This window comes from Actinomycetospora endophytica (genome assembly GCF_021026375.1).
In the GTDB taxonomy this organism is placed as follows: Bacteria; Actinomycetota; Actinomycetes; order Mycobacteriales; family Pseudonocardiaceae; genus Actinomycetospora; species Actinomycetospora endophytica.
In genome coordinates this window covers 163,966-178,517 of record NZ_JAJNDB010000001.1, presented here as the reverse complement: position 1 = coordinate 178,517, position 14,552 = coordinate 163,966, and the positions used below count along the sequence as shown (strand labels likewise).

The window sequence follows — 14,552 nt, the reverse complement described above, 5'->3', positions numbered from 1 at the left end:
GCGGCCGTCCCGATGTCGCGGTGGACGCCCCACCGAGCGCTTAAGATCCGATGAGGTACGGAGCGGAGCGTTTCAGCGACACGCCGTGGTCGGGCTCATCAAGCGGCCGCGCTGGACGAACGTGCAGGTCAGGGGGATCCGTGCGGGGGTTCAGCGAGTTCCACACGCCGACGCGACGGGAGATGTGATGGCTGCACCGGCGTGGTTCGTGCAGCATCTGGAGGCGCTGCGCCGACTCCCCGGGTCACGACCAACCTCGGCCAGGATGTTGGCCGAGTGGAGCGCGCAGGTCGGTGACGCCGAGGCGCCCTCGCGGCCGACCATCAGCCGGTGGCTGGGCGGCTCACACCTCCCAACGAGCTTCCGGCCGCTCGAGGTGTTGGTGCTCGCGGTCCGCGAGCACACCCGCGACCCGTCCCGGCGGGATCGGGAGACGCTGCTGCGGATTCCGTGGTGGCGCGAGATCTACGATCGTGCCCGATCCGAGTCCGGCCGGGCCGACGCGGCCGACGGGCAGCGCCCCGCGGTGGTCTACCAGGGTCTGGAACCGTTCGGCCACGACGACGCCGACCGGTTCTTCGGTCGCGACGTCGCGGTCGCGAGGTTGCTGGGCCGGCTCGACGCCCTCCACGACTCCTCCGCACCGGGGCCGCTGCTCGTGCTCGGGCAATCCGGGGTCGGGAAGAGCAGCCTGCTCGCAGCCGGACTGCTGCCCGTGCTCGAACGTGACGGGTTGTCCTCCGATCCCGCCGTCGCCCAATGGCCGGCGGCGGTGTTCAGCCCAGGTCCGAACCCGATGCAGGCGCTCGCGGACGCTCGTGCCGCCGTCACCGCCGGGCACGAGACCGGCAGTCCAGGCGGGGCAGTGCTGGTGGTCGACCAGTTCGAGGAACTCTTCCAGGTCGATCAGGCGGTGCAACGACGATTCGTCGCCGAGCTGGCCGGACTCGCGGCGCGACGCTCCGACCGCACTCCCGCGATGGCGGGCGCACCCGGCGACAGTGGCGCGGAGGACCTGGACGCGCGCGCTGACGAAGATCCCGCGAGCGATACCGAGCGGACTCCGGCGGACACGACAAGGCCGCCACAGACCCTGGTCGTGATCGCCTGCCGCAACGACTTCTTCGCTGAGCTCGGTGGCCTCCCAGCCCTGGAGCCTGCCCTCGACGCGCCGTTCAACCTGACCCCGCTGACCAGCCCGGAGCTCACCGAGGCCATCCAGCGGCCCGCCCGCCAGGCCGGGATCACCGTCGGAAACGACCTCATCGGCAAGCTCATCACCGACGCTGGTGTCGACGACGGCGGCACGATCGAAGGTCAGCTCCCGCTGATCTCCCACGTGCTGCAGGTGATGAACAGCGCCGGGCCGATGTCGCTGCGCGCCTACGAACGTGTCGGAGGCATCGACGGTGCGGTCGCCCACACCGCCACCCACGCCTGGACCGAGCTGCAGCGGGCCGGGCTCGAACAGGTCGCATTGGCGATGCTGGTGCGACTCGTCCGGGTCGGAGACCACTCGGGACACGACACCCGCCAGGAGCTACGACGCGACCAGCTGATACGTACTTCCGAAGACGACCAGGCCGAGCAGGCCTTGGACATTCTCTCGGCGGCGCGGCTGGTGACCGTCGGCCAGGACACGGTCAAGATCACCCACGATGCCCTGCTGCGAGCCTGGCAGCGGTTGCGTGACGCCATCGACGGAGAGCGCACCGACCACGTGCTGCGTCAGAACATCGAGGTGCGGGCGCGGCAGTGGGACGAGGCGGGGCGCCCTCCCGAGCAGCTGCTGCGCGGCACCGTGCTCGCCACCGCCCACCGGGTGGTGACTGCCGACAGCACCGCCGCTGGCATCAACGACCTGGCCCGCCGGTTCCTCACGGCCGCCGACGAGCAGGAACGCGCCATCGCGTCCCGGCGGCGACGTCTGCGGATCGCGGCGATCGCCGCCGTCGTACTGATCATCGCGGCGGGCACCGTTGCGATCGTCGAAGGCGTGGCCGAGCGCCAGGTCAGCGAGCGGGCCGTGCTCTCCGAGGTCATGGCGCAGGCCAGGTCTCTCGAGCAGACCAATCCGTCGCTCGCGGCCCAGCTCTATCTGACTGCTTACCGGATGCAGCCCGACCCGGGCCTCTACACCACCCTGCTCGACACCGAGAACCAGCCTCTGGCCCAGCCGCTGCGGGGCCACCACGGCACCGTGCGCGCCGTCGCACAGGTCGGCCCGAGCATCGTCAGCGGCGGCGACGACGGCACCATCCGGGTCTGGGCCGCTGGCCCGGCGGGCGCCGGCCCACAGCCGGTGGTGCTGCGCGAGCCCGGCCGGATCGGCAGCCTCACCGCTGACCCGGGCCGCGGGCTGGTGATCAGCAGCGAGGACAACGCTCTACCGGGGCAGAGTGCGCTGCGAGTGTGGAACGTGGCGGACCCGCATCACCCGGCGGCGGTGACCCCTGAGCTGCCGAGCGGGGCGGCGCGGATCAACGCCCTGGCTACCAGCAGCAACGGCAGGCTGCTGGTGGCGACTGCCACGGACGGAACCACCCGGCTGTTCGACATGACCGACGTGACCCACCCGATCGATCTGGGGCCTCGGCTGCCGGGCGTGAGCCACAGCGTCTACGGCAGCGGTGCGGCCGTCAGCTCGGACGGTCACGCCCTGGCGGTGGCCGGGGATCAGGAAGACGTCCAGTTGTGGAACATCGCCGACCCCACCCACCCGGTCGGGTCGGCGCCGCTCCCGACCGGTTCAGCGTTGACCCACGCCGTTGCGTTCAGCCCCACCAACCCGAAGCTGCTGGCGACCGGCGGCAACAGTGCCCTGCGGCTGTGGGACACCACCGACCCGGCCACGCCGCGGCTGCTCGCTCAGCCAGACATTCCCCCGGGCTCATCCATTCTCGCCACGGCAATCAGCCCGGACGGGACCACGTTGGCCACGGCCTCCTCAGACAACACCATCACCCTGTGGAACATCACCGACCCCGGCCAGCCCGTCACCATCGGGCTGCCCCTGGCCGGAGCCACCCGAGGGGTCGGCGCCTTGGCCTTCAGCCCGGACGGGCACTCGCTGGTCGCCGGGGGCGCCGACGCCACCGGCGTCCGCGTCTGGTCGCTGCCCGCGACACGTCTCGCCGTCGCCGGCACGTCGGCCGACCTCGCGTTCAGCCACCACGGCAACCTCCTCGCCGCCAGCGACGTCGAGGACGGCACCGTCTACCTGTGGGACACCAGCGACCCGAACTCCCCGGTGGCCTTGGGGCAGCCGGTCACCCAAGGCAGCGCCCGCGGCCAGCGCGAGGCCCCCGGGTTCGATGTGGCCTTCACCCCCGACGACGCCGTGATGGTCAGCGGTGCCGGTACCACGATTCGACGCTGGAGCCTGCGCGACCCCCGCCGGCCGACCCAGCTCGGCCCCGACCTCGTGATCCCCAGCGCGGCCGGCGGGTTGGCAGTGAGCCCCGATGGTCACGCCCTGGCGGTCGGCGCCACCGACGGCACGACACGACTGTTCAACCTCTCCGATCCCGCCAATCCCACTCCGCTGAATGTGTCCCTGCCGGGCACCCCGGGACAGTTGGTCAGCACCGTCACATTCAGTCCGGACGGGCGCCTCCTGGCCACCGGGGGCTCGGACGGCAGGATTCGGCTCTGGGACCTCAGCGATCCCGCCCACGCTCACGAATTCGGAGCACCGCTGACCGGCCACACCGACAAGATCTACGGGACGGCGTTCAGCCCTGACGGGAAGCATCTGGCCAGCACCGGCTACGACCACACCCTGAGAATCTGGGACACCAGCGATCCGGCGCGCGCCCACCAGGTTGGTCCGGCGCTGGTCAAGCAGAACAACGTGCTGGGTGCGGTGAGCTGGAGCTCCGACGGGGCGACCTTGGCGACGGCCAGCCACGATCGCAGTGTGGCGCTCTGGAACGTCCGCGACCCGGATCACCCGGGCCCCATAGGGAACCCAGTGACCGGCCACACCGACAACACCTTCAGCGCGAGTTTCGACCCGGCCGCGCAGATCGTGGCGAGCGGAGGCCAGGACCAAGCCGTGCAACTGACCAACCTCGATGTCGGCACGGCGATCCGGCGGGTCTGCGGCGCCACCGAGGGAACCCTGACCGAGCAGGCGTGGAACACCTATGTCTCGGCGGACGAGTCCTATGATCCGCCGTGCGGGGTCACCGGAGCCCACTGATCGAGCGCGGCCTGATACGAGGCCGGGACCGTCGACACCGGATCAATCCGGCGCACCATCGCGGCCGCCTCGGCCGGCACCCGAGGCAGCCGTGCGGCCAGCTCGCGGACCACGGCAGCGTCCCGCCACTCCGGATCCTCGGCGAGCTGCTCGAGCGCGACACGAGCCTCCGCGATCTCTCCGACGCACTCGAAGGGCTTATGCCCAACCAGGCCCAGAAGCTCGTGGTAGCCCTCGAACTGGGCTCGGTCATCGAGCAGATCCCACCCGAAGATTCCCGCCAACCTGGACCGGGTCATGAACGGGGCGAACGCCAGGAACACCCAGCGGCACTTCGCGCAGTCGTTGCACCACCGCCACGACGGATCGTCATCATTTGACCGAGCAACGACGTTGCAGCTGGAGAACAGCGCGTCGTAACCGCCAAGGGCGGCGAACACCCGGCATATCTCCAGCTCGGACATTCCACGCAACAGCGAGAAACTACCCGAGGCGATACCTGCCTGTTCCCGGATGGCGTCTTCGAGGGCGATCTCGGCCGCGGTGGACTTGGCCCATTGATGGTTCACCTGCCGGCCTCGCCACATCAGGTTCTGCTCATCAGCCGAGCGCTCGTTGGCCATCACCACCGGGCCCAGACCGTGCAAAGCGGCCACCGAGGCCCCGACCAGCGTCGTCATCGTGGTCAGGGGGGCGTGACCCGAGCGGACGGCCTGCTCGCGCGCCAGGCGCTGCAACCAGGGGTCCGGGCGCGGGCGGGCCCGCAGGGAACGCGAGGGCAACTTCGCCGCAATCGGCCCCATGTACGGCTTCGGTCGGCGATCGACTGTGAACGTGGCCGGGGAGAATCCGGCGGCCCGCAGGACTTCCAAGGCAACGACCGAGTCTTTGCCACCACTGAACGCGACCAACGGGTCTGCGTGGTTCTCCTCCACCGAGCGCGCTGCGTCGGCGGCGGCCCTGGTCACGCAGTGCACGGGGAGATCCAAGACGTGCTCGAGGTCCCAGCGGTAGGCGAACTCCGCCAAGCCGTCCCGATAGAGCTGCTCAGCCCAGCGCGCGGCGGCCGGAGCGAGCTCCACGGTGTCCACGACCACCCGCCGCGGCGCGATCGCCTTGTAGTAGGCCGTGCCGACCGCGACGTAGAGCAGCTCCAGGACCCGGAAGAACTGCTCCAGATCAGCGTCGGCGACCCCTTCGCCGGGCAGGGGGAACTCCACGGTCTCGGTGAAGGCCAGCTGCTGTGCACTGCCCTCGTGGCGGTAGTCGAACTCCGCTACGCCACTCGCCCGGTCGAAGCGCAGCCCGGAATAGCGGAAAGTGTGGATATCGGCCCATCGACTTTCGCGTGACCAGGCCAACAGTCTTCCCTTCCGAGGATTCGTGCACGGAGGATCTTCGCATTGACGCAGCCGCGCCGCAACCCGGACGCCACCGAGTCAATTCCTAATTCGAACAGAGAACGGCGGCCGGCTACTCGCTCACGGGGCGGACGCTCGGTTGGCCTGCAAAATGAGATCGGGGGGCGTCCGTGGCCGTCGACCACCGCTGTGCCCGTAGGGCCTGCACGTTGGCTGTCACTCCGGCGACGTCATCGCCATGAGTCGGGTAGGGCACCCGCAGATACTGCCGGCGAGGACCGCGGTCAGGACCAGGACGAGCACGCGGACCACCGCCACCCCGCGCGGCTGCTGGGCTCGAAGCGAGGCACCGCCGAGCGGTGATCGTCCCGCGGGCGGAGGAGCGGCGCCATTCAACCCATGCTGCCGTCGGTCGGACGCCCGGCTCGCGGCCGGCGGCCGCCTCAGTACTGGTTCCGGAGATCCGTTGACCTTCTCGGCCACAGGTGCCTACAGTGCCAGCGCACATCATGAACGCTTGATCGTTGGGGACTCACGATCGCGTTCGGGTGCGCAGCCAGACCAGGTGTTCTGCGTGAGCTCCAGGCCGCGCACCACCAGGTCCGGGACGTCGGTCGCATGTGCCGCTGAGCCGCGATCGTCGTCAGTCTCGGACCGCGCACTTTGCCGCGCGCACCCGCCGCCGACGACACACCGTCCGCGCCGGTCGTAGCCAGCCGCGCTGGACAGCACGTTCCGTCCGGCGCTCATCTCCTGACCGTTCTCGGTCACGAGCCTCCGCGTCCTCCGCATCGCCCGGCTCCGCCGTCTCCCGCCCCCACTCGCTTCTTCGTCTCCGGTCGGTCCCGGCCGGAACGACCTGTCCTCGGAGAGTCCTGATGTCCCTGCTGGATCGTCCTGCGCTGCGTGTCAGTCTCTGGATCATCGGCCTGCTCGGTGGCGGACTCCTGCTCGCCGCCGCCATCTCCTCCCTGGCTCCCTCGACCCCTGGCGTCACCCCGGCAGTGGCCAACGCCGCTCCGGCGCCGCCACGGCCCGCGAGTGTCACCACCGGCGCCCCGCCCCATCCCGCTCCGCGGCCCACCCGCTCCGGCCCCCCGATCACGCCGAAGACAGCCAACGAACCCCACGGCAAGAAGCGCAAGAAGACCGACCCGAAGAGCGCCCCGACCAGCACGGCCGCGCTGCGGCAGGCCGGTCTGACCGCTGATCGGCAAAGTCAGGCCGCGGACCGCACGCTGGCCGGCGCGCACAAGAAGACCAGCGCCGCGCAGGCACAGGTGGTGGCCTCCGAGCACGACCTGGCCCGGGTCCGCTCCTCGGTCAGCGCGTCCACCCGCCCCGCCGCGGCCAACGACGCCCCGCACGGCGACCCGAACAAGGCACTGCGCGCTCAGCAGAGCGCCGCCGAGCACCGGCTCGCCCAGGCCCGGCAGACCCTCACGACTCGCACGGCCGCCGAGCAGCGCGCCCACCGCAGCCTGCAGGACTGCCGGAACGCGGCTCGCCGCGCCTGGGCGCCGGTGCTCGCCAAGCTCGCCGCCGCCGCCAAGAAGAACCAGACCGCCGGCGATGCCGCCGCCAACAAGGCCCACGACCGGGCCGGTGCGGCCTCGGCGAAGGCCGACCAGGCCCGCCGGGCCCTGGCCGCGACCACGTCCAGCACCAGCGAGCACCAGCGCGCCCAGCGCACCCTCGAGCGGGCCGAGAAGCAGGCCCGGAAGGCCACCACGAACGCTCACACCGCCGACCAGAAGGCCCAGCGGGCCACGCAGGCCGCGCAGCGCAGCGCCCAGGACCAGCGCTCCGGGCACGTCGGCGCCGCCGCCAGGACGAACGCGACGACGACCAGGACCGCCAGGTCCAAGACCGCGAAGTCGACGAACGTCGGGTCCCGCACCGGAAACCTGGACAAGACCCGCACCCACGAGCACAGCCGGCGGACCGCCGGAACCGAATCCGCCCCGCGCCACGACCATCACAGGGGCAGCAAGCACGTGCTCGCCGGTGATCACTCGTCTCAGAACCGCGCGGCAGGCGGCTCGCTCTCTAGGCAGGACTCCCGTACCCGCTCCAGCCTGCACGCCTTCGACCAGCGCGCCCACTCCGCAGCCAAGACCGACCGGCACGCCGGTGAGCACGGCAGCGCCAAGACCGGCAACGACCAGAACCACTCCGCCGGGACCCACGCCAACCCCACCGGTCACCACGGTGGGAATGCGCACCACTCCTCGACCGCCACCTGAGAACGAATCCCGGAAAGGAAACCCATGTCACTGATCGCTGGCCACGGCCCCCTGTTCATCGCCCCCGCCAACCTGCTGCACGGAAACCACGTGCCTGCCCCGGCGCCGTACTCGGTATCCCCGATCTTTTACGCACTGATCGCGGTGTCGGTGCTGGTGTTCCTGGTGGCCGTGGCCGCCGGTGCCTACTGGATGTCGCGTCGGAATCGGACGCAGCCTCCGTACACCGCAACCACGGAGCCGATCACTCCCGCCTCGATGAGCCGTTCCTCGAGCTAGGAAGCACTGAACGTCAGACCCGCGACATCTCTCAATCTCCACCACCCCTCCCAAGACTGAGATTCCGGAGTCAGCCGTGGCCTCCAGCATCGATACATGTCCACCGAGTCCCCTGCTCGGCCGAGCCGGCGCGCGCGTCGTCGGGGCCGTTGAAATCACCGCGAGAATCTTTTTGTGGACCATCGGGGGGACGGTGGCGATCGTTGCGATCTGGTTCGCGGCGAACATGCTCGGTGGCGGTGTCGCCTTCGCTGCCGGAGGCCCCGGCGGTAAAGGCGCCATCGACGTGACGCCGCTGACCAAGAGCTCGGGAAACCAGGGCAAGGGCAATGTCGGAAAAGGAAACGTCGGCGACCACAACGTCGGATACAACAACCACGGTAACGGTAACTCCGGCAACAGCAATACGGGCAACAATAATCACGGGAACAACAATCGCGGCAGCGAGAACAAGGGCAACGGGAACGTCGGCTCAAGGAATAATGGAAACAACAACAAGGGCGACGACAACAAAGGAAGCCGCAATACCGGCAACAAGAACCGAGGCAACGACAATAAAGGTGTCGAAAACAAAGGTAATCGTAACAGTGGCAATCGAAACAAGGGCGACGACAACAAGGGCGACGAAAATAAAGGAAGTCGGAACGTAGGAAACAAGAACAAGGGTAGCGACAACAAGGGTAGCGACAACAGGGGTAACCGAAATGTCGGCAACAAGAACAAAGGGGACGACAACAAAGGTAGTGATAACAAAGGAAGTCGTAATACCGGAAACAAGAATCGTGGCGACGACAACAAAGGAAACGAAAACGAAGGTCACCGGAACGTCGGCAACAAGAACACGGGCGACGGCAACAAGGGTGATGGAAATAAGGGGAGTCGGAACGCAGGGAGCGGAAACAAGGGTAATGACAACAACGGCCATGAGAACAAGGGAAACCGGAATACCGGCAACAAGAACAACGGCGACGACAACAACGGCAATCGGAACGTTGGTAACAAGAATCGCGGTGACGACAACCACGGCTCGCGTGACCAAGGGACCCGGAACGTCGGCGACGACAACCGTGGCAACCGCAACCGCGGCAACGCCAACCGGGGCGACGACAACCTAGGGTCGGGCAACCAGGGCAACCGAAATCGCGGCAATCAGAACGTCGGTGACGACAACACCGGACAGCGCAACGCGGGCTCGCGCAACCGCGGCGACGACAATCGCGGCGACGACAACCGCGGCTCGCGTAACCAGGGGACCCGGAACGTCGGCGACGACAACCGTGGCAACCGCAACCGCGGCAACGCCAACCGGGGCGACGACAACCTGGGGTCGGGCAACCAGGGCAACCGGAATCGCGGCAATCAGAACGTCGGTGACGACAACACCGGACAGCGCAACGCGGGCTCGCGCAACCGCGGCGACGACAATCGCGGTGACGACAACCGCGGCTCGCGTAACCAGGGGACCCGGAACGTCGGCGACGACAACCGTGGCGACCGCAACCGCGGCAACGCCAACCGGGGCGACGACAACCTGGGGTCGGGCAACCAGGGCAACCGGAATCGCGGCAATCAGAACGTCGGGAACGCCAACGAGGGCGACGACAATCACGGATCACTGAACCGCGGCAATCGCAACCAGGGCCACCTCAACGTCGGCGACGACAACCGCGGATCACTGAACCGCGGCAACCGGAACAAAGGCAACCTCAACACGGGCGACGACAACAACGGCAACGCGAATCGCGGCAACCGCAACACCGGCAACCAGAACGTCGGCGAAGACAACCAGGGCAACCGCAATGCCGGGAACAGCAATGTCGGCGACGACAACCGGGGCAACCGCAATGTCGGGAACAGCAATGTCGGCAACCGCAACGTTGGGAACGCCAACCGAGGCGACGACAATCACGGATCACTGAACCGCGGCAATCGCAACCAGGGCCACCTCAACGTCGGCGACGACAACCAGGGCTCAATGAACACCGGAAACCGCAACCACGGGAACTCGAACGTCGGTAACGACAACCGAGGGACCAACAACCGGGGGAACAGCAACGTCGGCAACCGCAACCGCGGCATCGCCAACCTCGGTGACGACAACCAGGGATCGCTGAACCGCGGCGACCGCAACCTCGGCGACCGCAACATCGGGAACGACAAGTCCAACCTCCCGCCCGCTCCCGGCGCACCGTCCGCACCCGGGGCGCCGGCCTTCACGCCGGGTCTTCGTCCCGACGAGTCCGGGACCGAGGCGGGGGGCACCAGGACGATCCCGGGGTCATTCGGACTCCCGAACGGGGAGCCGATCACTGCGGCCGGTCACGCCTGGGCGGGTGGCCCCTTCGCCGAGGCTGGATGGAACCTCGCCCAAGGGGGTGGGTATCTGGCCGGCCCCAAGGCAGGCGCCTACGCCGGGAGCCTGGGCGCAGAGGGGATGGTCCAGCAGGGTGATCTCACGGCAACGGGCAAGGTCGAGGCGAAGCTCGGTGCGGAGGCGAGCCTGGCTTCCGGGATCGCGAAGACCTGGGACACCAAAGCCGGCGCTTGGCAGAGCACCGGTCTCGGGTTGACCGCGAGAGCGAGAGTCGGTGAGTCGGTGGATGCCGCCGGGCGGATCTCCAAGGGGCCGGTCGGACTCGACGGGCGCGTGTCCGGTTTCGACGGCGCGGAGGCCTCCGGGGTGGCGAAGGTCAGTCGCGACGGCTCCCTCGACCTTCAGGCCAATGCGTTCGCCGGCGTCAAGGGGCGAGCGTCCGCCGGCGCCGACGTGGGCGGTATCGGACTGTCCGGGACTGCTGAGGGCTGGGTCGGGGAAGGGGCAGAAGCCGGGATCAATTTCGGAAAACAGGAGAACGGAAAGTACGGGTTGAAGGCCTCGGCGGGCGCATCGCCAGCAGTGGGCGGCAAGCTCGGATTCGAGATCTCGGTCGACCCGAAGGAAGTCAATAAGACCGCATCCGAAGCGGGAGACGCAATCTCGCATGGAATCGACGAATCCGGAAAGACAATTCGCGCGCGGGCGGAGGACGTGGGTGAGGTGTACGAAGGAGCGCGCGAAGGAGTAGCACGTGTGTTTAGATGACCACTGGACAACCGATACGCATCGATGGAGATTTCGTGAGCAAGGTCCTGGTGACGGCCCTGCCGGTGCCGGTGCGCGTAGAGGTACCGCAGGGATGGGAACGCCCGGCAGTGTTGCCATCAGGTGTCTCCTTCGCCGTCGGACATCCGTCACCCGACCGTGGGGTGAGAGCGACGATCACCATCGACGGCGACAGGTGGGCACCGAGCGAGGCGCTCGAGGACATCGCCTCCAGGTCGGTCGAGCACCTCGCCGGCGCGGGCTGCGAGGACATCCTCGTACTCGACCGCGAGCACCTCGGGACCGCCTCGATGCCTGCTCTCACCCAACGGATCGCGCTCCGGAGCGCTTCAAGCGGGGTCCTGCGCGACCTGGTTCAAGACCAGGTCTACCTCGGCTTCATCGACCAGACCGAACCCTCGGTGCGTGCGGTCGTCCGACTCGTCCTGACCGCCGCGTCGGAGCAACACGACCAGGTCACCTCGTCCTTCCAGGCGGTGGTCAACAGCGTCGTCCCCGACCCGGCCGCAGAGGCCGACTCCACTGAGAAGAGGTAGCGCACATGGGACTCTTCGACCGATTGACCGGCACCAGGAGGCCGCAAGCGGGCGTACCGGCGCTGCCCGCCGGCCAACTCCACGACGCCATCGTGGCGTTGGACTGCGATGACGTCCCGTGGTCGATCCGTTCCGGGGCGCAGGAGGGTGCCGATCTCGTGGCCGTGTGGGAAACAACGGAGCCGGCCAGTTTCCTGTACATGATCGTCATGCGATTCGACGAAGCCCGTCACGAGGTGAGTGCCCTTGACCGACTCTGGCAATCCAAGGGGCCCAGCGGCGGCGCACAATACGGGCAGGGCGGGAATGTCAGTCAACGGGGCTTCAGTGCCACGATCGAGCGCGATGCCAATGGCAAGTTGCGGATGGTCAAAACCGGAGAGTTCGATACCCGTGAGCTCAAGAACCCGATCCGAGACACGGTCACCGCCTCAGGCTGGACCTGGCGAACACGCGCGCTGTAAACGCGACCGGCAATCTATCGATCAGACTTCCTCGTGCATGCTCATGGAGACGGAATGAAAATGACTCGTAGACGGACCGCCGGAAGATCGAGTGCGATGATGCTCGCCGGAATGCTGGCTGTTGCTGGTCTCGCAGCGGCAGGATGCGGCGGGGCCGAGCAGGCCCCTCCGGCGGCGCAAACCGCGCCCGCTGCCACATCGACGACGGCGACCATCCCCTCGCCCTCGGAGGCCCCAGCCCTTACCCCCGAACAGCGCGACCCCGCCTTCGTCAACGCGCTCAACAGCAAGGGTCTGCAGGTCGGGGATCCGCAGACGCGTACACAGGTGGCTCAGTCGATCTGTCAGTCCCTGGACTCCGGGGTGACGGTGCCGGCACTGTCGGGGCAGCTGCAGGAAGCCCTCGGTGGCCCGACCCAGGAGAACACCGGATTCATCATCGGAGCCGCCACCGCCATCTACTGTCCCAACGATCTGCCCAAGCTCAAGAACGGCTGACGTCCGCACCACCGCGACCTCGCAGCTCCGGGGCGCTCTGGACCGCGGTGCAGCGCAGCGTCTTCTTCTCGCTGCCCCCGCCGATCAGGACCAGTATGTCGCGGGGCCGGGGCGGGGTTGAGCTCCCAGGGCGACCGGATCCGGGGCAGCGCGGCGGCGAGGTCGTCCGGCCGGCCACGGGCGGTGCCGAACTCGTAGCCGTACTCGTCGTAGCCGCGGCCGCGGCCCAGGCGCCGAGCATCGCCTGGAGGAAGCGGCGTGGCCAGGCCGGTCGGTCGCCGGAGGTCGTCCGGGTGGAGACGTGACGTCGAGGGCGGGCCGTGGTGAAATGCGACCGTGCCGATCGCCTACGCTCTCGACCCGTTCTGGGCGCATCGGCGAGCGCACGTCTTCGACGGGGACTGACGGCACACCCGAGCCCTCGCCGTCCGCGGCCTCCGCGCCCGGCGGCGTGCCGTCGGCCGCTGTCCACTCCACGGGCAGCGGCCGGATTCGCCCGGAGCCATCGTGTCGTTCGCACTGCCCCGTCCCCATCTGACGCCGTCCCCGTCCGGACCCTTCGCAGGCGCAGGCGCAGGCGCAGGCCGTCGCCGCTGGCGCGACGGGCCCACGCCGGTCAGCCTGGCCGACCTCACCGCCCTGACCCGCGCCCTCGCCGAGGAGGTCAGGTCGGGCCGGCACACCGCGACCGTCGACGCGACATCACGCTGGTCGCAGCGCCTGCACGCCGATGCCTATCTCGACGTCTGGCTCATCGGTTGGGCTCCCACCCAGGCGGCCGAGCTGCACGATCACGGCGGTTCACTCGGTGCCCTCACCGTCGTCCGGGGTGAGCTCACCGAATGGCGCTGGAGCCGTCGCCGGGTCGAGCGCACCGACGACACCACCGACGGCGGGTCGGCCTCGCCGGTCCTCGCCGCGCCCGGTCCGCCGGGGAACGTCGGTCCGGGCCTCCGCCATCGCCTGCTCCGGACCGACCGGGGCGCCGCGTTCGCCCTGGGCCACGTCCACGACGTCTCCAACCGCGGCCTGGATTCCGCCGTCAGCGTCCATGCCTACTCGCCGCCGCTCTCGACGATGTCCTACTACGAGGTCGACGGCGACACTCTTCGTCGCACCCGCTCCGAGCTCGTCCCGGCCGGCGTGCCGCCGGAGTAGTCGGCGCCCTGCTCGGTCGGGTGGGGTCAGGCCAGGACAGCGGCGCTCAGGGTCTCGGTGAGCCAGTCCTCGTAGCGCTCGAGGGTGTATCCGAGCCGGTCGACGAGCAGGTCGTAGGTCTCGGGGGAGGCGATGGCCCAGAAGGTGTCGACGGCGGCGTCGCGGCCCAACCCGGGCCGCAGGGCGTCGTCGGGGATGTCCTCGAGCAGGGCGGCGAGGGTGCCGCGGCGCAGGCGGTGCAGCTCGGCCCAGTCCGCGGCGATCTCGGGCTCGGTGGCGGCGGCGTCGCGGTAGAGCCGCCACCAGGGCGCAGCCCGCTCAGCCAGGAGTCGGTAGACGTGGACGACGCCTCGGAGCCGGGCCCGGGGGTCGTCGGAACCTCGATGTGCCTCGGCGGCATGCGAGCGCAGCTGCTGTCGGTAGCCCTCGTTGTCGGAGCCGCTAGGTGTGCCCTCGGTCGCGTCCGACGGGGCGAGGGCCTGCTCGAACACCGCGCGGAGCAGCGCCGGTTTCCCGCCGACGGCCAGGTAGAGGGTCTGCACCGACACCCCGGCGCGGCGGGCGAGGGCGCTGATCGTGGTCGCGGTGTATCCGCCCTCACGGAACTCCTGCGCGGCGGCGTCGACGAGCCGCCGTCGGGTGGCCGCCCGGCTCGCCTCGCCGACCCGCTTCTGCCGTGTCGCCACCCGTTCAGCCCTTCTCG

11 protein-coding genes and 1 pseudogene are annotated in these 14,552 nt (G+C 69.0%); 8 read left to right on the top strand and 4 right to left on the bottom strand.

Annotated elements, in window-relative coordinates; genetic code table 11:
• The first annotated feature begins 187 nt into the window (after positions 1–187).
• On the top strand, positions 188–4,204 hold the full coding sequence (locus tag LQ327_RS00855) for an nSTAND1 domain-containing NTPase (RefSeq protein WP_230729630.1): 4,017 nt from the start codon (positions 188–190) through the stop codon (positions 4,202–4,204).
• On the opposite strand, the gene LQ327_RS00850 is transcribed toward LQ327_RS00855, so the two are convergent.
• Complete coding sequence (locus tag LQ327_RS00850; RefSeq protein ID WP_230729629.1) at positions 4,168–5,565, bottom strand: MurL-like N-terminal domain-containing; 1,398 nt, start codon at positions 5,563–5,565, stop codon at positions 4,168–4,170. The two genes, LQ327_RS00855 and LQ327_RS00850, sit on opposite strands and share 37 nt — an antisense overlap.
• 507 nt (positions 5,566–6,072) lie before the next feature.
• Positions 6,073–6,336 (bottom strand): hypothetical protein, encoded by a 264-nt coding sequence (locus LQ327_RS00845; protein WP_230729628.1) that lies wholly within the window; start codon positions 6,334–6,336, stop codon positions 6,073–6,075.
• Positions 6,337–6,443: 107 nt separating this feature from the next.
• On the opposite strand from LQ327_RS00845, the gene LQ327_RS00840 reads away from it, so the two are divergent.
• From LQ327_RS00840 to LQ327_RS00815, 6 genes are all read left to right on the top strand, one after another.
• Positions 6,444–7,811 carry a hypothetical protein gene (locus tag LQ327_RS00840; protein ID WP_230729627.1) on the top strand — a complete coding sequence of 456 codons (1,368 nt, stop codon included), beginning with the start codon at positions 6,444–6,446 and terminating at the stop codon, positions 7,809–7,811.
• Between the two features lie 24 nt (positions 7,812–7,835).
• On the top strand, positions 7,836–8,090 hold the full coding sequence (locus LQ327_RS00835) for a hypothetical protein (protein ID WP_230729626.1): 255 nt from the start codon (positions 7,836–7,838) through the stop codon (positions 8,088–8,090).
• 76 nt (positions 8,091–8,166) lie between these two features.
• Positions 8,167–11,172, top strand: a complete 3,006-nt coding sequence (locus LQ327_RS00830) for a hypothetical protein (protein ID WP_230729625.1) — start codon at positions 8,167–8,169, stop codon at positions 11,170–11,172.
• The gene (locus LQ327_RS00825) at positions 11,169–11,729 is read left to right on the top strand and encodes a hypothetical protein (protein WP_230729624.1); all 561 of its coding nucleotides are present in this window, start codon (positions 11,169–11,171) and stop codon (positions 11,727–11,729) included. Before LQ327_RS00830 ends, LQ327_RS00825 begins: the two co-directional genes overlap by 4 nt.
• A gap of 5 nt (positions 11,730–11,734) precedes the next feature.
• A complete protein-coding gene (locus LQ327_RS00820; protein WP_230729623.1) occupies positions 11,735–12,193 on the top strand; it encodes a hypothetical protein in 459 nt (152 codons plus the stop codon).
• 96 nt (positions 12,194–12,289) lie between these two features.
• Entirely contained in the window at positions 12,290–12,691 is a 402-nt protein-coding gene (locus tag LQ327_RS00815) for a DUF732 domain-containing protein (RefSeq protein ID WP_230729622.1), read from the top strand.
• A gap of 43 nt (positions 12,692–12,734) precedes the next feature.
• Here the strand turns inward: LQ327_RS00815 and LQ327_RS00810 are convergent.
• Positions 12,735–12,921, bottom strand: a pseudogene (locus tag LQ327_RS00810) (LLM class F420-dependent oxidoreductase); the annotation flags it as partial.
• 277 nt (positions 12,922–13,198) lie between these two features.
• Here LQ327_RS00810 and LQ327_RS00805 point away from each other — a divergent pair.
• The gene (locus LQ327_RS00805) at positions 13,199–13,849 is read left to right on the top strand and encodes a cysteine dioxygenase (RefSeq protein WP_230729621.1); all 651 of its coding nucleotides are present in this window, start codon (positions 13,199–13,201) and stop codon (positions 13,847–13,849) included.
• 26 nt (positions 13,850–13,875) lie between these two features.
• On the opposite strand, the gene LQ327_RS00800 is transcribed toward LQ327_RS00805, so the two are convergent.
• Positions 13,876–14,535 carry a TetR/AcrR family transcriptional regulator gene (locus LQ327_RS00800; RefSeq protein WP_230729620.1) on the bottom strand — a complete coding sequence of 220 codons (660 nt, stop codon included), beginning with the start codon at positions 14,533–14,535 and terminating at the stop codon, positions 13,876–13,878.
• Positions 14,536–14,552: the final 17 nt, after the last annotated feature.